The organism is Tistrella sp. (assembly GCF_002684955.1).
In the GTDB taxonomy this organism is placed as follows: domain Bacteria; phylum Pseudomonadota; class Alphaproteobacteria; order Tistrellales; family Tistrellaceae; genus Tistrella; species Tistrella mobilis.
Genome location: NZ_NYWI01000064.1, coordinates 42915 through 64465, shown reverse-complemented (window position 1 = coordinate 64465; position 21551 = coordinate 42915). Strand labels below are relative to the sequence as shown.

General features: G+C 68.7%; 19 protein-coding genes. 12 read left to right on the top strand and 7 right to left on the bottom strand.

What is annotated here, in order from left to right:
- On the bottom strand, positions 1 to 608 hold a 608-nt coding region (locus CMO28_RS20110; RefSeq protein WP_296716184.1), incomplete at its 3' end, for an ABC transporter ATP-binding protein.
- 344 nt (positions 609 to 952) lie between these two features.
- Between CMO28_RS20110 and CMO28_RS20105 the strand changes: the two genes are divergently transcribed.
- Positions 953 to 2644, top strand: coding sequence for a CHAD domain-containing protein (locus CMO28_RS20105; RefSeq protein ID WP_296716182.1), 1692 nt, complete (start codon positions 953 to 955; stop codon positions 2642 to 2644).
- 31 nt (positions 2645 to 2675) lie between these two features.
- Positions 2676 to 3365: an O-methyltransferase gene (locus CMO28_RS20100; protein WP_062763903.1), complete on the top strand. Its 690-nt coding sequence runs from the start codon at positions 2676 to 2678 to the stop codon at positions 3363 to 3365.
- Positions 3366 to 3397: 32 nt separating this feature from the next.
- On the opposite strand, the gene CMO28_RS20095 is transcribed toward CMO28_RS20100, so the two are convergent.
- The 4 genes from CMO28_RS20095 to CMO28_RS20080 form a co-directional block, all read right to left on the bottom strand.
- Complete coding sequence (locus CMO28_RS20095; protein ID WP_296716174.1) at positions 3398 to 4855, bottom strand: sensor histidine kinase; 1458 nt, start codon at positions 4853 to 4855, stop codon at positions 3398 to 3400.
- Positions 4856 to 4872: 17 nt separating this feature from the next.
- Positions 4873 to 6333: a dihydrolipoyl dehydrogenase family protein gene (locus tag CMO28_RS20090; RefSeq protein WP_296716171.1), complete on the bottom strand. Its 1461-nt coding sequence runs from the start codon at positions 6331 to 6333 to the stop codon at positions 4873 to 4875.
- Positions 6330 to 7085 carry a TVP38/TMEM64 family protein gene (locus CMO28_RS20085; protein ID WP_296716169.1) on the bottom strand — a complete coding sequence of 252 codons (756 nt, stop codon included), beginning with the start codon at positions 7083 to 7085 and terminating at the stop codon, positions 6330 to 6332. The genes CMO28_RS20090 and CMO28_RS20085 overlap by 4 nt, the downstream gene beginning before the upstream one ends.
- Before the next feature lie 125 nt (positions 7086 to 7210).
- Complete coding sequence (locus CMO28_RS20080) at positions 7211 to 9949, bottom strand: cation-translocating P-type ATPase (protein ID WP_296716167.1); 2739 nt, start codon at positions 9947 to 9949, stop codon at positions 7211 to 7213.
- A gap of 173 nt (positions 9950 to 10122) precedes the next feature.
- On the opposite strand from CMO28_RS20080, the gene CMO28_RS20075 reads away from it, so the two are divergent.
- The 8 genes from CMO28_RS20075 (at position 10123) to argB (ending at position 16234) form a co-directional block, all read left to right on the top strand.
- The gene (locus tag CMO28_RS20075) at positions 10123 to 10617 is read left to right on the top strand and encodes a hypothetical protein (protein WP_296716165.1); all 495 of its coding nucleotides are present in this window, start codon (positions 10123 to 10125) and stop codon (positions 10615 to 10617) included.
- Positions 10618 to 10728: 111 nt separating this feature from the next.
- On the top strand, positions 10729 to 11274 hold the full coding sequence (locus CMO28_RS20070) for a hypothetical protein (protein WP_296716163.1): 546 nt from the start codon (positions 10729 to 10731) through the stop codon (positions 11272 to 11274).
- A 227-nt stretch (positions 11275 to 11501) separates the two neighbouring features.
- On the top strand, positions 11502 to 11636 hold the full coding sequence (rpmH, locus tag CMO28_RS20065; protein WP_014746230.1) for a 50S ribosomal protein L34: 135 nt from the start codon (positions 11502 to 11504) through the stop codon (positions 11634 to 11636).
- A gap of 49 nt (positions 11637 to 11685) precedes the next feature.
- On the top strand, positions 11686 to 12183 hold the full coding sequence (rnpA, locus tag CMO28_RS20060; protein WP_014746229.1) for a ribonuclease P protein component: 498 nt from the start codon (positions 11686 to 11688) through the stop codon (positions 12181 to 12183).
- Complete coding sequence (yidD, locus tag CMO28_RS20055; protein ID WP_296716157.1) at positions 12180 to 12575, top strand: membrane protein insertion efficiency factor YidD; 396 nt, start codon at positions 12180 to 12182, stop codon at positions 12573 to 12575. Before rnpA ends, yidD begins: the two co-directional genes overlap by 4 nt.
- Positions 12568 to 14274 (top strand): membrane protein insertase YidC, encoded by a 1707-nt coding sequence (gene yidC / locus CMO28_RS20050; RefSeq protein WP_296716155.1) that lies wholly within the window; start codon positions 12568 to 12570, stop codon positions 14272 to 14274. Before yidD ends, yidC begins: the two co-directional genes overlap by 8 nt.
- 173 nt (positions 14275 to 14447) lie before the next feature.
- On the top strand, positions 14448 to 15113 hold the full coding sequence (yihA, locus tag CMO28_RS20045; RefSeq protein WP_322111389.1) for a ribosome biogenesis GTP-binding protein YihA/YsxC: 666 nt from the start codon (positions 14448 to 14450) through the stop codon (positions 15111 to 15113).
- A gap of 203 nt (positions 15114 to 15316) precedes the next feature.
- Positions 15317 to 16234 (top strand): acetylglutamate kinase, encoded by a 918-nt coding sequence (gene argB, locus CMO28_RS20040; RefSeq protein ID WP_014746225.1) that lies wholly within the window; start codon positions 15317 to 15319, stop codon positions 16232 to 16234.
- Positions 16235 to 16331: 97 nt separating this feature from the next.
- Here the strand turns inward: argB and CMO28_RS20035 are convergent, their stop codons facing one another.
- Both CMO28_RS20035 and CMO28_RS20030 read right to left on the bottom strand, forming a co-directional pair.
- Positions 16332 to 17687: a globin-coupled sensor protein gene (locus tag CMO28_RS20035; RefSeq protein WP_296716148.1), complete on the bottom strand. Its 1356-nt coding sequence runs from the start codon at positions 17685 to 17687 to the stop codon at positions 16332 to 16334.
- A gap of 300 nt (positions 17688 to 17987) precedes the next feature.
- A complete protein-coding gene (locus CMO28_RS20030) occupies positions 17988 to 19664 on the bottom strand; it encodes an EAL domain-containing protein (RefSeq protein WP_062761627.1) in 1677 nt (558 codons plus the stop codon).
- 156 nt (positions 19665 to 19820) lie between these two features.
- Between CMO28_RS20030 and CMO28_RS20025 the strand changes: the two genes are divergently transcribed.
- Both CMO28_RS20025 and dapD read left to right on the top strand, forming a co-directional pair.
- Complete coding sequence (locus tag CMO28_RS20025) at positions 19821 to 20588, top strand: pyrimidine 5'-nucleotidase (RefSeq protein WP_296716142.1); 768 nt, start codon at positions 19821 to 19823, stop codon at positions 20586 to 20588.
- A gap of 73 nt (positions 20589 to 20661) precedes the next feature.
- Positions 20662 to 21528 carry a 2,3,4,5-tetrahydropyridine-2,6-dicarboxylate N-succinyltransferase gene (dapD, locus tag CMO28_RS20020; RefSeq protein ID WP_296716140.1) on the top strand — a complete coding sequence of 289 codons (867 nt, stop codon included), beginning with the start codon at positions 20662 to 20664 and terminating at the stop codon, positions 21526 to 21528.
- The last annotated feature ends 23 nt before the right edge of the window (positions 21529 to 21551 follow it).

Here is a 21551-nt window from a genome sequence, read left to right as displayed (position 1 = left end):
TGGGCCTGGATGGTGACGTCGAGCGCCGTGGTCGGCTCGTCGGCGATCAGCAGTTTCGGCCGGCAGGCCAGCGCCATGGCGATCATCACCCGCTGGCGCATGCCGCCCGACAGCTGATGCGGATAGCGCTTCAGCATCGCGGCGGCATCCGGCAGGCGGACCATCTCCAGCAGCTCCCGTGCTGCGGTCAGCGCCCGGGATTTCGGCAGCCCCTCGTGCAGCATCAGCACCTCGGCGATCTGGTCGCCGACGGTGAAGACCGGGTTGAGCGAGGTCATCGGCTCCTGGAAGATCATCGCGACGTCCTTGCCGCGGATCCGGCGCATCTCGTCCTGCGAGGCGCGGGCGATGTCGACCGGATCAGGCCCCTGGCCGAAGCGGATTTCGCCCTGATCGATGGTGCCGTTCATGTGGTCGATCAACCGCATGATCGCGAGCGAGGTGACCGATTTGCCCGATCCGCTTTCGCCCACGATCGCGAGCGTCTGACCGGGCGCCACCGCAAAGGACACGTCGTCCACGACCCGGTTCGATCCGAAGCGGACGCTCAGGGAGCGCACGTCGAGCAGGGGGCCGTCGAGCTGGTGATCTCGGCTCAGTTGCGTCATCGGTGCTCCCATGAAACCCGGCATCCCGACCCGCCCCGGTCTGATGCATCGCACCGCCCCGTCCTGGCGGTGCTGGCCGGCGTCCGATTGGACACCTCACTCTGACGAAATTGTTTTCCCGACATTTTGTCAATAAATTCTCATCGTTATGTCGTACCTTTCCATTATCCGGCGTTCTGCGGCCACCGGCTGCGACCCTTCGACGCCATTGCGTGCACTGGCGGACGTGGCCGGCAGCAGGCATAATCGCTTGCGTGTCATGCGGTCCCTGCCCGGTCTCGCAGCCTGCGCCCGTTCCGGCGCATCTCCCCAATCGTTCCGGGTCCCACAGGAAACCTGCCCCCATGCATCGCGTCGAACTCGGGCTGAAATTCGCCCTCGATCCCGCGGGGCTGAAAAGCCTCCGGCAGCACCGCGCCCTGCGTGACCTCAGGCTTGCCAAACCGGTGACCCGGTCGCAAAGCGCGGTCTATTTCGATACCGAAGACCGCCGGCTTCATGCCCGCGGCGCGGTGGCCAAGGTGGTCACCATCGGCCGGCGCCATGTCCAGTCGGTGAAATGCGCGATGGAGCCGCCGGCGGGCTCGGCCCTGATCCGGCGCGACGCCTTCGAGGATGCGGTGGCCGACGACCGGCCGGATCTCCGGCTGCTGACCGGCACCCCGCTCGGCGCGCTCGGCACCGAGGCCGATCTCGCCGCCGCGCTGAGGCCGGTTTTCGTCACCGATCTCAGGCGCAGCCTGCACCGGCTGGGCGATGCCGGCTGGGCGGTCGAACTGGTGATCGACGAGGGCAGCATCGCCGATGCCGAAGATCCGGAACACCGGCTGCCGGTTGCCGAAATCGAACTCCGCCTGCTGGAGGGCACGCCCGACCGGCTCTATCTGGTGGCGCTCTCCCTGCTCGACCGGGTGCGGCTGCAGCCGCTGCTGCCGCCCAAATCGGAGCGCGGCTTTGCCCTGGTCGCCGGGGCCGCGGCCGCGGACGAGGTGACGGCCGAGAAGGCCGCCCCCGTCGCGCTTGACCCCGACATGACCGCGGCCGAGGGCTTCCGGGCGATCGCCCGCGCCTGTCTGGGCCAGCTGGTCGCCAACGAGCCTGCGGTGCGGGCGGGGCTGCCCGAAGGCGTGCATCAGATGCGGGTCTCGGTCCGGCGGCTCAAATCGGCGCTGTCCACCTTCAAGGAGATTTTCGGCGAGGCGACCGGGGCGACCGTCGCCGACCCGCTGGCGCCGGGTGTCGATCCGGCGCTGCTGACGCCGGGCGACGTCAAGGCGGCGCTGGGCTGGCTGATGGCGGTGCTGGGGCCGGCGCGCGACGCTGATGTCTTTGTGGGCGAAACCCTGACCGGTGCGGAAAAGCTGCTGGGGGCCGGCCCGCTCGCCGCGCTGCGCGGCGCGGTGGAAGACGACCGGCGTGCGGCCTGGGATGCCGTCGCCGCGGCACTCGACGATCCGAAATTCGCCCGGCTGCCCCTGGTGCTGGGCGCCTGGATCGAGGCCGGCCACTGGCTGCCCGATGGCGGCGCGGCGCCGGAGCCCTTCGACGGGCTGGCGATGTCCGGCGGTGATGCCGATACCCCCGAAGCAGAGGAGGCGCCGGTCGTCCACCTGTCTCCGGCCCCCGGTCTGGAGCCGCTGGGGGCCTTTGCGGCCCGCGTGCTCGACAAGCGGCTGCGCAAGGTGCTGCGCCGGGGCCGCGGTCTCGGCAAGCTGGCGCCCGAGGCCCGGCACGAGGTGCGCATCCAGGTCAAGAAGCTGCGCTATGCCTGCGAGTTCTTCGGCGGGCTCGCCACCGACCAGAAGCAGGCGACCCGTTTCGGCAAGCGGTTGAAGGCGTTGCAGGATGCCTTGGGCCTGCTGAACGACATCGCCGTCGCCCGCTCCCGGCTGGAAGAGCTGTCGGCACGGCCGGCGCTCGCCTTCGGTGCCGGCATGATCGCGGGCGCCCATGCGGCCGGCCAGGACGAGGCTCTGCGCAAGGGTGTGAGCGCCTGGAAACGTTTCGTGAAGGATGCCGATCCCTTCTGGTCCTGATCTTCTCTCCACCCGCGGAGCCCGTGCCCTCATGACCCGGACCGATACCGATCGCTGGCAGGCGGTCGACCTCTGGTTTGCCGATCACCTGCTGCCGGCGGATCCGGCGGGAGAGGCGGCCCTTGCCGCCAATGCCGCAGCCGGCCTGCCGCCCCACGACGTTTCGCCGCTTCAGGCCCGCTTTCTGGGGATGGTCGCGAAGATGATCGGCGCCCGTCGGGTGCTGGAGATCGGCACGCTCGGCGGCTACAGCACCCTGCATCTCGCCCGGGCGCTGGGGCCGGCGGGGCGCGTGGTGACGCTGGAATTCAATCCGCATCATGCCGATGTCGCGCGCGCCAACCTTGCCGCGGCCGGGGTGATGGACCGGATCGATCTGCGCGTCGGCCCGGCCCATGATCATCTGCCCGATCTTGCCGCTGCGGTCGAAGACGGGTCCGAGCCGCCCTTCGACCTGATCTTCATCGATGCCGACAAGCCGTCGAACCCGGTCTATCTCGACTGGTCGATGATGCTGGTGCGGCCGGGTTCGGTGATCCTGGCCGACAATGTGGTGCGCGACGGGCGGGTCACCGATCCCGATGGCGATGCCTCGGTGCAGGGCGTGCGCAGCTTCACCGGCATGGTCGCGGCCGATCCGCGGCTTGAGGCGACGGTGCTGCAGACCGTGGGCGTGAAGGGCCATGACGGCTTCATGCTGATCCGGGTGGCCTCCGTCTGACATCCGTCTGACTGTGGCCGTCCGACTGGGGGCTACCTGACCGGCAGGTGCAGGGTGAAGCGGGTGCCCTCGGGCCCGGTCGAGTCCAGGGTCAGATCGCCGCCATGGGCGCGGGCCAGATCGCGGGCGATCACCAGCCCCAGCCCGGTGCCGCCCGGCCGGGCTGAGCCGGTGAAGGGCTCGAAGAGATGGGCGGCCGCCTTGGGCGGCAGGCCCGGGCCGGTATCGTCGACCCGGATCGCGATCTCGTCCCCGCTGCCGCGGCCGATGGCGACCACCAGCCGGTGGCCGTCGGGCGGCGGCGCCGCCGTCTGCATCGCCTCCAGCGCATTGCGCACCAGATTGGCCAGGATCCGGTAGAGAAGGTCATGGTCTGCCAGCACCGTGGTGCCCGCCGGTATGGCGCAGGCCCGGGCGATCGGCCCGGGATCGGCTGCCGGCAGCAGCGGATCGTCGGGGGCGGCCGGCGGGTCGGGGTCCACGGTCGCCAGAACCTCTTCCACCACCTGGGCCAGATCGAGCCGGGTTCTGTCGGGGGCCGGCGTCTCGGTGGTGGCGAAGCCCAGGGACCGGCCGCAAAGCGTGATCGCCCGGTCGAGCGCGGTGATCATCGGCGGCAGCAACCGGCGCACCGCGGGGCTCGCCTCGCGCTCGATCCGGTCGGCATTGAGCAGGGCGGTCGAGAGCAGGTTGCGCAGGTCGTGGTTCAGCTTGGCGACCGCCGCACCCAGCCCCGCCAGCCGGCTTTTCTGTTCCAGCGCCCGGCGCACGCTCTGCTGCATCATCGCCAGTTCCCGCTGCACGATGCCGATTTCGTCGCTGCGCCCCGAGGGCGGCATCATCCGGGCCGGATCTTCCGGCGCCTCGCGGAAGGCGATCACCGCCGCCGCCATCTGGCGCATGGGCCGCACCATCAGCCGTTCGATGGCCGCATAGAGCAGGGCGGCGACGATCGCCGACAGCACGATGGTCAGGGTCAGGATGCGGATCGAATAGGCGCGCATCTCGTCGCGCAGATCGCGTTCCTGAAACAGCACGTCGACCATCATCTCGGGCGCCATCGGCGCCGGGCCGATCACCCGGATCAGCCGGGGTTCGGTTTTCAGCAGGCAATCGAGCGCATCGCGGATCAGCGTGAACGGGGTCTGCTGGCGCAGATCCACGGTCCGGGCGGCCGGGGCCAGTTCGCCCAGCATCAGATCGGGCCGGCCCGGGCGGCTGAGCGTGACGGCGACCACCATGGAATTGTCGAGCAGCACCTTTTCCAGCCCCGGCGTCACCTCCATGTCGCGATCTTCCAACGCCAGGCTCGCCAGATGGGCCGAGGCAAGCCGGGCCTCCAGGAACACCAGACGGAAGCGGGCGATGGAGGGCAGATAGATCAGCACCTCGCCCAGGATCACGAAGATCACGGTCAGCAGCAGCAGCCGGCCCGACAGGCTGTCGACGAAGGGCAGACGAAAACGGCGGCGGGGCCTGCTGTCGGGCATAAGGATCCCCCTCGCGGTCAGGGCAGCCGCAGCAGCAGCCGCACCAGACGGCGGCTGCGGCTGCCGAACAGCAGCTCGGTGAAGGCCTGGCCGGCGGCGCGTTTCGACGCCTCGGCGCGGGTGGGATAGGCCGTGATCAGCCCGGCCATGGCGCCGATCTTCAGCTTCTCGCGGATGGCGAGTTCCCAGCTCTGCAGCAGTTCGCCCGCGCCTTCGCCCACGATGCCGGCGCCCAGAATGCGGCCGCGGCGGCCGACCAGAACCTTGACCAGACCGTCGCGGCGCCCCTCGGTGCGGGCGCGGTCCACCTCGGCGAAGGGCCAGCGCAGCACCCGGATATCGCCGTGCATCGCCCGTGCCTCGGCCTCGGTCGGGCCGACCCGGGCAAGTTCCGGATCGGTGAAGATCACCCGCGGCACCGCCCGGGTCTCCACCCTGGCCGGCAGGCGGAACAGCGCCTGGCGGATCACGATGCCGGCATGATGGCCCGCCATATGGGTGAAGCGCTGCGGGGCGGCGCCGTCGATGCCGCCGATGCAGTCGCCGATGGCGAAGATCCGGGCATTGCTGGTCCGCAGCCGCGCATCGACCCGGATGCCGCCGGCATCGACCTCGACCCCCGCCGCCGCCAGATCCAGCCCCTCGGTCACCGGCCGGCGGCCGGTGGCGACCAGCAGCTGGTCGCCTTCCACCACCTGTCTGACGCTCCCCTGGCCTGCCAGATGGAGGCGGACACCGTCGCCTGTGGCCCTCGGGGCGGCGGCCACGGCGCGGGCCTGTTCCAGCACCACCACGCCTTCGGCCAGCAGGCGGTCGCGGACCACCGCCACCAGCTCCGGATCCTCGGTCGGCAGCAGCCTGCCCGAGGTGGCGAGGGTGACCGCCGATCCCAGCCGCCGATGGGCCTGGGCCATTTCGACCCCCACCGGCCCGCCGCCCAGCACCACCAGATGTTCGGGCTGCATCCGGTCGCTGAAGATCGTCTCGTTGGTATGGACCACCACCCGCTCCAGCCCCTCGATCGGCGGCAGTGCCGGGCGGGATCCGGTGGCGATCACGAAACGACGGGCGGTGACGATCCGGTCGCCCGCCATCAGCCGGTTGCGGTCCAGAAACCGGGCATCGGCTTCGATCACCTCGACGCCCAGGCTGCGGAAGCGTTCGGGCGAATCATGCGGGGCGATGTCGGCAATGACGTCTGCGATGCCGTTCTTGACCCGGGCGAAATCGGCCACCGGCGGTGCGCCCAGAAGCCCCAGCTCCGGCCAGCGCGCCGCCTCGGCCACCGCCCGCGCCCGTGTGATCAGCGCCTTGGACGGGATGCAGCCGGCATTCAGGCAGTCGCCACCCATGCGGCCACGTTCAACCAGCACCACGCGCGCGCCCATCTGCACGGCGCCTGCGGCGACGCTCAACCCCGCCGCGCCGGCGCCGATCACGCAGATGTCGGTGTCGAGCATCCGCTCGGGGCTGGTCATGGGCGTCTCCGTGCGGCGCGGCGGGCCTTCACATGCGACACCAAAGCCGGCAGCAGGGCAAGCACCGCAAGCCCCGACAGCCCGGCCATGATCTCGACGGTCATCAGATCGGCCAGATCCGGCACCCGGCCCTCGGCGATCACCTGGCCCAGCCCCGCGCCCAGCGACACATAGACCAGCGCCCCCGGCACGATGCCGATCAGCGTGACCGCCGCATAGGGCAGAAGCCGCATGCCGAACAGGGCCGGGGCGACATTGACCAGAAAGAAGGGGAAGACCGGCATCAGCCGCAGAAACAGCAGATAGCTGGTGGCATTGCGCCGGAACCCGGCTTCCATGCGGCAGAGCTTCGCGCCGGCATGGCGCAGCATCAGCGGCCTGAGTGCGCCGCGCGCCGCCAGAAAAACCGTCACCGCGCCGGCGGTCGCCGCCACCAGCACGATGGCGAGGCCCAGCGGCACGCCGAAGAACCCCCCCGCCGCCAGGCTCAGCAATGCGGCACCCGGCAGCGAGATGGCGACCGACACGGCATAGACCAGGCAGAAACCGGCGATCGCCGCCAGCGGATGGGTCTGGATCAGCCCGGTGATCCGGTCGTGATGGTGGGCCAGGGCGTCGAGCGTCAACTGATGATGCAGCCCGCCGGCCAGCGCCAGCGCCAGTGCCGCCACCAGGATCGCGAGCGGCAGGCAGCGCAGCAGCGGGCGGCGGCCACCTGTCTCGGGATGCGGGCGTTTGCGGCACATGGTCATCGGCGGCGGGTCCATCGGCGGGCGGCCGGGATGGTCGCTCCTTGACCCAGATGTAACGACCGCCCGGCGCCCCCGCCAATAAACTTGCCGTGATCGCCCCGCGAGCCCGGCCGATGCCGATGGGGTCAGTGTCTGGCCGTCACCAGCCGCGTGATGCGCTTTTCGATCTCGATCACCGCGAAGAGGGCCACACCGGCGCCGGTGGCGATCAGGATCTCGACCGGCCCCAGCGGCACGGTCTGGAACAGCCGGTTCATCGGCGGCCACCAGGTGAAGGCGGCCTGGGCGGCGACGGTCAGGGCGATGCCGGTCAGCACCGCCCGCGTGCCCATGATGCCGGTCAGCGTGAGCGAGGGCCCGGCCATGTAGCGCACGGCGAAGAGATAGAAGATCTCCATCGCCACCACCGCATTCACCACCAGGGTCCGCGCCCCCTCCAGCCCCAGCCCGCGCGCCTCGCCCAGATGGAAGACGGTGAAGGTGCCGATGACGAACAGAAAGGACACGAAGCCGATCCGCCAGAACAGGAAGGGCGTTACCAGCGGCGCATCGGCGGCGCGGGGCGGCCGGCGCATGGCGGCGGGCTCGGTCGGCTCGAAGGCCAGCGTCAGGCCCAGGCCCACGGCGGTGATCATGTTGATCCACAGGATCTGCACGGCGGTCAGCGGCAGGGTCAGGCCCAGGATGATGGCGGCCACGATCGCCATGGCCTCGCCGCCATTGGTGGGCAGGGTCCAGGCGATCACCTTGCGCAGATTGTCATAGACCGTGCGGCCCTCGCGGATCGCCGCCACGATCGAGGCGAAATCGTCATCGGCCAGCACCATCTGGGCCGCCTGCTTGGCGGCCTCGGTTCCCTTGTTGCCCATGGCGACGCCAACGTCGGCGCGCTTCAGGGCCGGGGCGTCGTTGACGCCGTCGCCGGTCATCGCGACCACGGCGCCTTTCGCCTGCAGGGCCTCCACCAGCCGCAGCTTGTGTTCGGGGCTGACCCGGGCGAAGACCTGGCGCTCGTGGGCAAGCTTTGCGAAGGTCTCGGCATCGGCGGCATCCAGCTCGGCACCAGTTGCCGGCGGATGGGTGACGTCCATGCCCATGTCGCGGGCGATGGCCGCCGCCGTGACCGCATGATCGCCGGTGATCATCTTGACCTTGATGCCGGCGCTGCGCGCCGCCGCCAGCGCTTCCACCGCCGCCGGGCGCGGCGGATCGATCATGCCGACCAGGCCCAGCAGCACCAGCCCCTGGCCGATCTCGCCCGCGGCCGGCATCCCGGCACCGGGGGTGAGCCTGCGGGCGGCGATGGCCAGCACCCGCCGGCCGCGCCCGGCGAGCGCCGCGACTTCGGCCTCCCAGGCCGGCCGATCGATCGGCCGGGTGCCGATCCCGGCATCAATGCCGATCGCCTCCGCCTCGCACAGGCCGATCAGCACTTCGGGGGCGCCCTTAACGCAGAGCAGCGGCCCGGGATCATCGGCGCCGGCATGCAGGCTCGCCATCCAGCGATGGCGGCTGTCGAAGGGGATCAGCCCGATCCGCGGCCGCGCGGCCCGGGTCTGGTCGGGGTCGAGCCCGGCCTTGGCGGCCAGGCGCACCAGGGCCGCCTCCATCGGGTCGCCTTCGACCCGCCAGCGGCCCTCTTCATCGGCGAACAGCCGGGCGTCGTTGCAGAGCAGCCCGGCCAGGGCGAGATCGGCAAGCACGGCCGCCGCCGCGGTGGCGGGGTCCTCGCCGGCCTCGGTCGCAACCCGTCCCTCGGGATCGTAGCCATGGCCTTCGACCGCAAGCCGCCCCTCGGCCAGCACGCAGTCGCGCACCGTCATCTCGTTGGCGGTCAGCGTGCCGGTCTTGTCGGAACAGATCACCCCGATCGCGCCCAGGGTTTCCACCGCCGGCAGGCGGCGCACGATCGCGCGGCGCCGGGCCATGCGCTGCACGCCGATCGCCAGCGTGATGGTCATGACCGCGGGCAGGCCCTCGGGGATGGCCGACACCGCAAGCCCCACCACCGCCATGAAGGCATCGTCGAAGGCATAGCCGCGCAGGCCCACCGCCACCGCGAACACCAGGGCCGACATCGCCAGGATCACCGCCGACAGCCGGCGTCCGAACCCGGCCATCTGGCGGACCAGCGGGGTTTCCAGCGTCTCCACCGTCTCGATCATCCGGCCGATCCGGCCGATTTCGGTGGTGGATCCGGTGGCCACCACCAGCCCGCGTGCCTGGCCGGCCGTGGTCATGGTGCCGGAATAGGCCATGCAGACGCGGTCCGCCAGGGCGGCATCGGGCCGGGTGGGGGTGGTGGATTTGGCGACCGGCACCGATTCGCCGGTCAGCGCGCTTTCATCGATATGCAACCCGGCCGCATCCAGCAGGCGCAGATCGGCGGGCACCCGGTCGCCGGCCTCGATCAGCACCACATCGCCCGGCACCAGTTCGGCCGCATCGACCCCCACCCGCACGCCGCCGCGCAGCACCGCCGCCCGGGGCGCGATCATGTCGCGGATCGCCGCCAGCGCCTTTTCGGCCCGGCCTTCCTGAACGAAGCCGATCACGGCGTTGATCACCACCACGCCCAGGATCACCCCGGCATCGACGTAATGGCCGAGCAGGATGGAGATCGCGGCCGAGACCAGCAGGACGTGGATCAGCACGTCGCGGAACTGGCCGGCGATCCGGGCGATCAGGCTGCGCCCGGCCTTGGCCTCCAGGCGGTTGGGCCCGAACGCGGCCAGGCGGCTGGCGGCCTCGTCGCCCGCCAGGCCGTCGGCCCGGGCATTGAGGGCTGCGAGGGCCGCCTCCGGGGGTACCGCGTGCCAGGCGGTCTCGGCGATGGTCAGGGGGCCGGGGCTCTGTCTGGTCATGATCGCTCGGTCGTCCACGCAAATGAGGGGGGATGGGCGCGTCGCCTGAACGCCAGGATAGCATGATGCAGTGCAGCATCTCCCGCTTTGATCCAGGGCAAGTCGCCGCACTTGCCCGCACCGGGCGAAGCCGCCACACTCGGCCCACAACCGGTCCATACTGGAGAACCGCCATGCGCCCGGGGCTCGTCGCCGGCCTTCTTGCAGGCCTCGTCACCGCCGCCTGCTCGCCCCATGATTTCGGCACCCGCTCCACCCTCGCGCGGGTGGAGCACCGCTATTATGTCGGCGACCAGCCCACCGCCGACGGTATGGGGCCGGTGGTGATGTCGCTGGAACCGGCGGATCGCGACTGCGCCGAGGCGCGCCGCTGGTCCTATCGCTATCCCGATGATCATTTCGCGGGCTATGGCTATGCGATCCGCGACGGCCGCGGCCGTGCCGCGAATTTCTGCCCGCCGCTCACCGCCATGCGGCCGCTGCCCCAGGCGGCACCCGAACTCTCGGGCCGGGAACTGCTGGCCCTGCATGCCGCCCGCGCCGCCCGCGCTGACGAGCGCATGCGGGAAGACCGCCTGTTCGAACTGGACGACCTGCTTGCCCGCGGCCGGATCGACGCCGATTACCATGCCCGCCGACGTGCCCAGCTGCTGAGCGGAGATTTCTGAAGGCCCGTTTTGCCCTGACCGTCTCTCAAAAGGTGACGACTTGTGTTCTTTGTTGTATGGGATTTTAGATAATTCCCGTTCAGAGAAGACATCAGCACCAAAGAGAGAAACATGAACCGCATCAGCCGCCTTGCGGGCGTGGTCGCGATTGCGTCCATGTCGGCCGCCTGTGCCTCGATCACAGCCGGCACCACCCAGTCCATCGCCGTTCAGACCGCGCCCGAGCAGGGGGCGCAGTGCGAGCTGCGCAACGACAAGGGCACCTGGAGCGTGCCGGCGACCCCGGGCAGCTCCACGGTCACCAAATCCTATGGTGATCTGACGATCGTCTGTTCCACCCCGACCGGCTGGAAGGGCACCACCAGCCTGGTCTCCGAGACCGCCGGCGCCGCGTTCGGCAACATCATTGCGGGCGGGATCATCGGCGCGGCGGTCGATATGAGTTCGGGCGCCGCCTATAAGTATCCGTCCTCCGCCACGGTGATGCTGAGCCGGCCGGCCGAGATTCCGGCCACCGACGCCGCGCCCGCCGCCATCGATCAGGCGCCGGCCGACAAGGCGCCGGCGACGCCCGCCGAAATCCCGGTCAGCCTGCTGCCGGGCGAGGCGACCCGCCGCGCGGGCAGCGAGGGGCTGCGCCGGATGCGCAGGGTCTGAGCACCGTCGCGCCGGGGCAGGCCGGCCACGGGACGGGCGGCCTGAAACATCGCCGTCATCTCAACCCCCTGCTTGCGATTGACAGGCAGGGGGCGTGCCCGTATAAGCCCGTGGTTATTCGGGTTTCGCCGGCAGGCGCGGCCCGCCCGGCGCGTGCGTGACCCGCATGAAACAGGCGCCGGTATCGGGGCCTCAGTGCCGGTCACAGCAGATATGGAGTTCCTACCGTGAAGCGGACTTATCAGCCGAGCAAGCTCGTTCGCAAGCGCCGTCATGGCTTCCGGTCGCGCATGGCGACCGTGGGCGGCCGCAAGGTGCTGGCCAACCGTCGTTCGCGCGGCCGCAAGCGCCTGAGCGCCTGACCGGACCGTCTTCGTCGGGCCGCGCACCCCGGACCGTTCGGTTCCGGCGGTGGCGCGGCCCCGATCGTTCGAGGGCCGGGTGGTGAAGGCGGGTGCAGCCGGGTTGAAGCGCCGCGGTGAGTTTCTTGCCGCTGCGCGCAGCGGGATGAAATGGGCGACGCCGGGGGTTGTGGTGCAGGCCCGTCCCTGGACGGCGGCCGAACGCGATGCCCGTGCCGCCGAACGGATTTCGGTCCGTGTCGGCTTCACCGCCAGCCGCAAGGTCGGCAATTCGGTGGCCCGTAACCGGGCTCGCCGGCGCCTGCGCGCAGCGGTCGATGCCTGCATCGCCGATGCGATGCCGGCGCATGACTATGTGCTGATCGCGCGCACCCAGACCGTCGACCGTGACTATGACCGCCTGCTGGCCGATCTTGCCGAAGCGCTGCGCAAGGCGCCGCGGCCCAGGCGCCCCCGGCGCGGCGGAGAGGATGGCGGAAAGGTGCGGCCGGCCCCGGCCGCCGGGGCTGTGGTTTCCGCAGGCCCGGCGGGAGACGGCGACGCATGAGCGGCCATCTCCATCACGCCGGTTGCGGCTGTCCGGTCGTGCCGGGCGAAGGCCGGTCCGGTCCGGATGATCGCGGTTCCCGCGCCACCGGTCGCAAGCCCCGGCAGGGCATCGTCAGTCGTGGCCTCGCCATGCTGATGATCGTCTTCGTCCGGGGCTATCAGCTTGTGATATCACCCTATCTGCCGCCGCGATGCCGGCATCTGCCGACCTGTTCGGCCTATGCGATCGAGGCGGTACAGCTTCACGGACCCGTCCATGGCGCCTGGCTGGCGCTCCGGCGGATCCTGAGGTGTCATCCGTGGGGGACGTCGGGCTACGACCCGGTGCCGCCGCGCCCCGGATCCGGTGCTGAGCCAGGCGCCGGCAAATCAGGTGAGGCCGATGCCTGAACAGCGCAACCTGATGATCGCGATGGTCCTGATGATCGCGATCCTCTTCGGTTACTACCTCCTGGTCCCGCAGCCGAAGCCGCAGCAGCCTGCCGAAGCCGTGTCGACCGAAGCCCCGGCGACCGCCGGCGGCTCGGCGCCCTCGGCCCCCGGTGCGACGCCTGCGGCCCCCGCGCCGCTCGACCGCGAAGCGGCGCTGGCCCGTGATCCGCGGGTGAAGATCGATGCGCCGCGCGTGTCGGGCTCGATCAGCCTGGAAGGCGGCCGGATCGACGATGTCGCCCTGGTCGACTATCACGAGACGGTCGATCAGACCTCGCCGCGGATCGAGCTGCTCTCGCCGCTCGGCACCAAGGCCGCCTATTACACCCAGACCGGCTGGGTCGCCTCGTCCAACGACGTGAAGCTGCCCGGTGCCGACACGGTCTGGACGCCGGCCGACGACAAGCCGCTGACGCCAGAGCACCCGGTGACGCTGACCTGGGACAACGGCCAGGGGCTGGTGTTCGAGCGCCAGATCGCGATCGACGCCAACTATATGTTCACCGTCACCGACAAGGTGACGAACACCGGCGACGCGGCGGTCACGCTCTACCCCTATTCGCTGGTCTCGCGCAGCGGCACGCCGCAGACGCTCGGCTATTATATCCTCCATGAAGGTCCGCTCGGCGTCGTCGACGGCACCCTCAAGGAATACAAGTACAAGGATCTGGCCGAGCAGCAGCAGCCGGTCTCGGCCAGCTCGACCGGTGGCTGGTTCGGCATTACCGACAAGTACTGGCTGGCGGCGGTGATCCCCGATCAGTCCGAGGCGGTGACCGCACGCTTCGGCCACTCGGTGGTCGGCACCACACCGAAGTATCAGGTCGACTATCTGGGCAGCGCCCGCGAGGTCGCACCCGGTGCGACCGCCAGCACCGTGTCGCGGGTTTTCGCCGGCGCCAAGGAACTGGATGTCCTCGACGGCTATGGCGACGCGCTCGGCATCAAGAACTTCGACCTGGCGATCGATTTCGGCTGGTTCTACTTCCTGACCAAGCCGATCTTCCTGGTTCTGCTCTGGATCGAGAGCATCGTCGGCAATCTCGGCATCTCCATCCTGATCCTGACGCTCTGCACCAAGGCGCTCTTCTTCCCGCTTGCCAACAAGTCCTATGTGGCGATGAGCAAGATGAAGAAGCTGCAGCCGGAACTGGTGAAGCTGCGCGAGCGCTACAAGGACGACAAGGTCCGTCTCAATCAGGAGATGATGGGCCTCTACAAGAAGCAGAAGGTCAATCCGGCCGCCGGCTGCCTGCCGATCCTGGTCCAGATCCCGGTCTTCTTCGCGCTCTACAAGGTGCTGTTCGTGACCATCGAGATGCGGCACAAGCCCTTCTTCGGCTGGATTCACGACCTCTCGGCACCCGACCCGCTCTACATCACCAACCTCTTCGGCCTGCTGCCCTATACCCCGCCGCACTTCCTGGCGATCGGCATCTGGCCGGTGCTCATGGCCTTCACCATGTTCCTTCAGCAGAAGCTGAACCCCGCGCCGGCCGATCCGACGCAGGCGAAGATCATGATGTTCCTGCCGGTGATGTTCCTGTTCCTGTTCGCGGGCTTCCCCGCCGGTCTGGTGATCTACTGGACCTGGAACAACCTGCTCTCGATCGGTCAGCAGTGGCTGATCATGCGGCGGATGGGCGTCAAGGTCTGACGCCGTCCGCCATCACCCGAACCATCCGAGGAGTGCCGGAGATGAACGCCGGACCAGATCAGACGCGGGACGGCGGTCCCGACATCTCCCCGGAGACCGTTGCGACCACCCCGACCCCGGCCGCGGAAGCGGCCGGGGGTCCGGTTTCGGGGGGGGCTGCGTCCGAACCGGACGTGATCGATCTCGCCACCGATGCGCTGGATCCCGACCTCGTGCAGGCCGGGCGGACCCTCCTGCTCGGGCCGGTCTCCTTCGTGATGGGCGCCGCCAGCCTGCGCGATCTGCCGCCCGACGAACTGCCCGAGATCGCCTTTGCCGGCCGGTCCAATGTCGGCAAGTCCAGCCTGATCAACGCGCTGACCGAACGCGGTAACCTGGCCCGCGTCTCGAACACCCCCGGCCGCACCCAGCAGCTCAACTTCTTCCGCTTTGCCGACCGGATGATGATGGTCGACATGCCTGGATATGGCTATGCCGAGGCGCCGAAGGCCATGGTCAAGGCCTGGCAGAAGATGGTGTTCTCGTATCTGCGCGGCCGCAGCAACCTTGCCCGGGTCTATGTGCTGATCGACGGCCGCCACGGCGTGAAGGAGAACGACCGCGAGGTGTTCAAGCTGCTCGACGATGCGGCGGTGAGCTATCAGGTGGTCGTGACCAAGGCCGATAAGGAAAAGGCGCCGGTGCTGGCGAAGCGGCTGCAGGCGATCGAGACCGAGCTGCGCCGCCATGTGGCGGCCTATCCTGAGGTCATCGTCACCAGCAGCCGCAAGATGCGCGGCATGGAGACGCTGCGCGCCGCGATCGCCCGGCTGCTGCTCGAAAACAATCAGGGCACCTGAGCCGCAGGCGGGCCTTGTGGGCCGGGCCGCAGGCGGGCCTTGTGTCGAGCCGCCGGCCGGCCTTGTGTATTTTGTCGTCATCCGGCGGTTTTCGCGCCGCCCGGTTCGGCGTATGGTCCCGGCTTGGAAAAGGCCGGCCCCTCAGGGCCCGGCCGTCACGAAGCTTGGGCCTGCCACCCGCAGTCTTTCAGGAGCGCCGCCGCATGAGCACCTCCAAGACCCCCAATTCGATCTCGGACACCAAGCACTGGCTGCGGACGGCCGCGACGATTTCGGACGCGCTGCCCTATCTGCGCCGTCATTCCGGCAGCACCTTCGTCATCAAATATGGCGGCCATGCCATGGGTGACGAGAGCCTGGCCGAAACCTTCGCGCGCGATATCGTGCTGCTGAAGCAGGTGGGCATCAACCCGGTGGTGGTCCATGGCGGCGGGCCGCAGATCGGCCAGATGCTGGAGCGGCTGAAGATCACCTCCAGCTTCGTCGACGGTCTGCGCGTCACCGACAAGGCGACGGTCGAGGTGGTCGAGATGGTGCTCGCCGGCTCGATCAACAAGCAGATCGTGGGCGCGATCAACGCCGCCGGCGGCACCGCCATCGGCATCTGCGGCAAGGACGGCAACCTGATCCGGGCCGAGAAGCTGCGCCGCACCAAGCGCGACCCCGACAGCAATATCGAGCGGATCCTGGATCTGGGCTTCGTGGGGGAGCCGACCGAGATCAACGACAAGGTCATCACCACCATCGCCCAGTCCGACATGATCCCGGTGATCGCGCCGGTGGGCGTGGGCGCCAAGGGTGAGACCTTCAACATCAATGCCGACACCGCGGCCGGCGCCATCGCCGCCGCCGTCCAGGCGCGCCGGCTGCTGATGCTGACCGACGTGCCGGGCGTGCTCGACAAGGAAGGCAATCTGATCTCGGATATGAGCGTGGCCGAGGCCCGCCGCTACATGGCCGACGGCACCATCACCGGCGGCATGATCCCGAAGGTCGAGACCTGCATCGCCGCGGTCGAGGGCTCGACCGAAGCGGCGGTGATCCTGGATGGCCGGGTCGCCCATGGCATGATGCTGGAGACCTTCACCCATCGCGGCATCGGCACGCTGATCCACGCCTGAGGGCCTATCGCGATGCCGGCTCCGGGGCTGGAAAAGGAAGGGGGCGCTGACGGATCGGCGCCCTCTCTTTTTTGGCGGCAGCAGAGTTTGCGACCGGTCAGGAGGTCTTGCGGACCTCGTCGAGGAAGGCATCCACCGCCTGACGCAGATGATGCGACTGGTCGGTCAGCATGGCCATGGCCGTGTTCACCTCGCCGGCCGCGGCGCGGCTGGTGCCGGATCCGGCCTGCAACCCGTCCATCAGCTCCGACACGCGGTGATTGCCCTGGGCGGCATCGGCCACGGCACGGGCGATTTCGCGGGTGGTGGCAACCTGTTCCTCGACGGCGGCGGCCACCGAGGTGGAGATGGCATCGATCTCGCCGATGCCGCTGGTGATGGCGCTGATCGCCTCCACGGCGTCACGCGTCGCCTGCTGGACCTGGGCGATCTGGCGGCCGATATCGTCGGTCGCCGTCGCCGTCTGGTTGGCCAGGGTCTTCACTTCGCCCGCGACCACCGCAAAGCCCTTGCCGGCCTCGCCGGCCCGCGCCGCCTCGATCGTGGCGTTGAGCGCCAGAAGATTGGTCTGCTGGGCGATGCTGCTGATCAGCGTGACCACCTCGTCGATGCGCTGGGTGGTCTCGGCCAGGGTGCGGACCACCGCATCGGTGCGCCTTGCATCCTCCACCGCGCGGGTCGCCATGCCGGCAGACTGTGCCACGCGGCTGCCGACCTCGGCGACCGAGGCCGCCAGTTCCTCGGTGGCGCTGGCGACGGCCTGGACATTGCCGGCGGCATCACGGGCGATATCCGCGGCCTGCGACGCATCGTCGAGCGCCCGGACCGCCGTCTCGGCCATGCGGCGGCTGGCGGCATCGGCATCCTGGGCCGCCTGGCCCATGGCTGAGACCACCCGCCCCATCTGGCGATCGAAACTGCCGGCCAGCCCCTCAATCACCTGGGCGCGCTTCGACGCTTCGGCTTCGGCATAGGTCTCCAGCAGAAGTTCCAGATCCAGCCAGGCGATTTTCGACAGGGCCGAGGCGAAGGCGGCATCGTTGTTGCGGCGCCGGTTGTGGCCGAACAGGCCGCCGCCGGTTCCGGCGGCGGACATGTCCTCGATGATGGCGCGCGAGACCGTTGAATGACAGATCGCGACCGCATAGCCCGGCACCCCGTGGTCGTAGAAGGCCGAGGCGAGCCTGCGTGCCGAGGCGGCGAAGCCGTTGTCGATCTCGCCGCCGGCAGCCCGGCTCCAATGGGCCAGACGGATGGCGTGGACCTCCGGATCCTTCAACGCGGCCTGAATTTCGGGCCAGGGCGCGAAACGCACATGCAGCGCATCCAGCAGGGCGGGAAGCCGCTGCTGAACCCGCGCCCGGTATGCGGCCAGGGCGTTCAGATCGTCATCGGTCAGGTCAAAAGCCGCACAGCGGCGGCGCTGATCGGCATCAAGCGTCTGGAGGCTCATGGGGCCTGGTCCCGTCTCGCAACTTGAAGGTCTGCCCTATTGGCCGGTGCAGAGATCGTTCGACGCCGCAACATGGCAAGGTCGATGCACTTATGTCATGAGAAAACCGTCGACTGTGGCGATTTGCCCATGGCGCTCGGCAGGAGATCATGTCCTGATGATCTCAACCAATTCTTGGGGCGCGGGGAGTCGGTATATCTTGCAGGTGTTGACGTCTATTTAAGATCAGAAATCTTGCGAAGATATGAAGATCAGATTTTGGATCACCCTACCCTCAAAAAAATATAGGGGTGAATTTAGTCATTTTTGTGAGGTGTTCTGTTCATGGAAATCGGAGATGTCCACGGATGGTCGCCCGAACAGATACCCCTGTCCGTATTGCACGCCGTTGGAGCGCAGGAAATTCGCCGTGGCTTCATTCTCGATCATTTCACCGACGGTGATGATGCCCAGGCTGTTGCACAATTGAATGATCGCGCGCAGGAACTTGCGGTCGTCATCGGTCTTCAGCGCGTTGCGCACATAGGATCCGTCGATCTTGACCAGATCGACCTTCAGCGACCGCAGATACTGGAACGAGGCCTGGCCTGATCCGAAATCGTCCAGGCAGACCCGGTGGCCGGCGCGGCGGAGATCCTGCAGGAAGGCGTTGGCGCGGCCCAGATCGTCGATCCGCGCGGTTTCCGTCACCTCGAACATCAGCCGGTCGCGCATGGGGCCCAGCGTCGCCAGCAGCTTGTTGAAGGCGATCACGAAGCTTTCGCTTTCGATCGACCGCGCCGACAGGTTGACGGCCAGCCGCAGCACCTGGCTGCGCTGCTCGGCCCGCTTGATCTTGTCGATCACCATCCGGCAGATGGCGAGGTCGAATTCCTCGATGAAGCCGGCCTGTTCGGCGAAGGTGATCACCTCGAACGGGCTTTCATCGACCCGTTTCAGCCGCAGCAGCGCCTCGTAATGCTCAACCTGACGAGAAGCCAGATCTACGATCGGCTGCAGCGCCACCCGGAAATCCCGCCGGCGGATGATGCCGCGATATTCCGAAATCCGCCGGGCGGTGTCGTCGACCATCTCGCCATGCTGGCGGCGCAGGCTGTTGATCCGGCCCGACAGCTTGCGTTCCTTCAGCTGTTCGGCCACGAAGCTGATCGCGCGTGCGACATCGGTAGAGCCCAGCTCCGCACCGTCCAGCGGCATGGTTGCCATGCGCAGGCCCAGCACGTCGCCCTTGGGGTCCACGGTGCGGGCCAGCCTGCTCACCTGTTCGCGGAGCTTGGCGACATCGGTCTCGGCGCCGTGGATGACGCTGTAGGTGTCCTGGTCCAGCCGGGCGGCGCTGTCGCCCACCACCGAATTGGCGCGCAGCAGGCTGGTCAGATTGGCCATGAACTCGTCGGTCAGCGACCGGTCGAGCTGCTGGCGCAGCAGGCCGAACCGTTCGAGATGCAGCAGGGTCATCTCGTAGTTGGAGCCGATATCATTGGCTTCCTGCTGGCGATGTTTGGCGATCTGGGCGAAGGATCGGGCCGAGATCAGGCCGGTCTCCACGTCGCGCGCCTCGGTCGCGACGTCGGTCGCGACCATGTATTTGGGCAGCGACAGGGCCAGAAAATAATGGCCGCCCAGATCCGGCAGCCGATAGCCACTGACGATCGCCCGCCGGGTGACGGCGGAATGCGGGTTGGCCAGCCGCACCATCACCGCTTCGAAGCGGCCGGCGACGCCGGGGCGGTCCAGCACGGCGGTGATCATCCGCCGGTCGTCTTCCGCCACCAGCTCTTCCAGTGCCACGCCGATCAGCCGGTCCTGGTCACGGCCCAGCAGGCCCGAGGTGGCGCCGGCCACGAAGCGGATGATCCGGGCCTCGTCCAGTTCGAGCAGGATATCGGCAGCCGTGAAGGCCAGCGCGACGAAACGGTCGCGTTCCTGCTTCAGACTGCGAATGGGCTCTGGCGTCTGCACGCTCTGCCGGGACATCGGACCCTTGTCTCGAAAACCTCGTCCCCCGATCTTCCGACAGGAACGTGGTCAAGTATATCTCCAACGTGCGTCAAGGAAGCCTTAACGTCGTATCCGGGATGTGCGGGCGGCGGGCCCGCGCAGGATCTCCTTCGCTTCGAGGAACCGCAGCCGATGACTCATACCCCATCCACACCCCCTGAGGACAGCCTGCTCGGGCCCGTCGCTCTGAAACCGGGCCTGGACTGGTCGGCGCTCGACCATGTCGATACCTGGATCTTCGATCTGGACAATACCCTTTATGCGGCCGGCTCGCGGCTGTTCGATCAGGTCCACCGCCGCATGACCGCCTTCATCATGGAGAGCTTTTCGCTCGACCGCGAGGCGGCGCTGACCCTTCAGCGCGATTATTTCCGCGCCCACGGTTCCACGCTGCGCGGGCTGATGCTCCGCCACGGCCTGGATCCGCATGATTATCTGAACTATGTCCACGACATCGACGTCTCGGTGCTGCCGCCGGCGCCCGAGCTTGGGGCGGCGATCGACCGGCTGCCGGGGCGCAAGCTGGTGTTCACCGCCGGCTCCACCGCCCATGCCGACCGCATTCTGACGCGCATGGGCATTGCCGACCGGTTCGAGGCGATCTTCGACATCGTCGCCGCCGATTTCGTGCCCAACCCCGCGCCCGAGGTCTACGACCTGTTCTGCAGCCGCTATGGCGTTGACGCCGCGACCGCGGTGCTGTTCGAAGACAGCGCCCGCAATCTGGCCCCGGCGGCGGCGCTGGGCATGCGCACGGTCTGGATCAATACCGGCGAGCCGTTCTCGCTGCTGGGATCGAAGGGCGACCATATCGACTGGGTGTCGCCGGACCTGTCGCTCTGGCTGGAGGCCTATCTCGCCCATCTGGATACGGCAGGGCAGAACCGGAGCGCACGTTGACACCCGCCCCGCGCGGCCTAAACTGCGATCCGTGCGCGCCTGCGCGCCCCCAACCTGTCCCGAGGGAGACGACATGACCGCGACCGCCGCACCCGCCACGGCAGAACTGGCCGCCGTGATCGAGGCCGCCTGGGAAAACCGCGCCGAGATCGGCATCGCCACCAAAGGCGAGGTCCGCGATGCGGTCGATGCCGCGCTCGAGGCGCTGGACGGCGGCCGTCTGCGCGTCGCCGAAAAGGCGGCCGACGGCAACTGGGTGGTGCATCAGTGGCTTAAGAAGGCGGTGCTGCTGTCCTTCCGCCTGAACGACATGGCGCCGATCTCGGGCGGGCCCGGCGGCAATGCGCCCTGGTTCGACAAGGTGCCGTCGAAGTTCGAGGGCTGGAACGACAATCGTTTTCGCGCCGCCGGCTTCCGTGCCGTGCCGAACTGCGTGGTGCGCCGCTCCGCCTATATCGCCCCCGGCGCCGTGCTGATGCCGAGCTTTGTCAACATCGGCGCCTATGTGGGCGAGGGCACCATGGTCGACACCTGGGCGACCGTCGGCTCCTGCGCCCAGATCGGCCGCAATGTCCATATCTCGGGCGGCGCCGGCATCGGCGGCGTGCTGGAGCCCCTGCAGGCCGGCCCGGTGATCATCGAAGACGGCGCCTTCATCGGTGCCCGCTCGGAAGTTGCCGAAGGCGTGATCGTGGGCGAGGGCGCGGTGCTCTCGATGGGTGTCTTCCTCGGCGCCTCGACCAAGATCGTCGATCGCGAGACCGGCCAGATCCATATCGGCAAGGTGCCGCCCTTCGCGGTGGTGGTGCCGGGTGCCCTGCCCGGCCGGCCGCTGCCCGACGGCACCCCCGGCCCCAGCCTCTATTGCGCCGTGATCGTGAAGACGGTCGACGCCCGCACCCGCGAGAAGACCGGCATCAACGAGCTGCTGCGCACCTGATCGCCGGCCGCGCCGCCCCTGAT